The sequence below is a fragment of the Vibrio viridaestus genome, from assembly GCF_003856525.1.
Lineage (GTDB): Bacteria > Pseudomonadota > Gammaproteobacteria > Enterobacterales > Vibrionaceae > Vibrio > Vibrio viridaestus.
In genome coordinates, this window is sequence record NZ_RJVQ01000174.1 from 1 (window position 1) to 370 (window position 370).

Below are 370 nucleotides of genomic sequence, written 5' to 3' on the forward strand. Positions count from 1 at the left end.
TGCAGCTTCCTCGGCAACGGCGGCAGAAAATTCTGCCAGGGCGGCAAAAACGTCCGAGACGAATGCCAGGTCATCTGAAACAGCAGCGGAACGGAGCGCCTCTGCCGCGGCAGACGCAAAAACAGCGGCGGCGGGGAGTGCGTCAACGGCATCCACGAAGGCGACAGAGGCTGCGGGAAGTGCGGTATCAGCATCGCAGAGCAAAAGTGCGGCAGAAGCGGCGGCAATACGTGCAAAAAATTCGGCAAAACGTGCAGAAGATATAGCTTCAGCTGTCGCGCTTGAGGATGCGGACACAACGAGAAAGGGGATAGTGCAGCTCAGCAGTGCAACCAACAGCACGTCTGAAACGCTTGCTGCAACGCCAAAG

The 370-nt window shown here is 58.1% G+C and carries 1 protein-coding gene; it reads left to right on the plus strand.

Annotated features, from left to right (window positions below):
• A partial coding sequence (locus EES38_RS22025) for a tail fiber protein (protein WP_208020513.1) occupies nucleotides 1-370 on the plus strand: 370 nt, incomplete at both ends.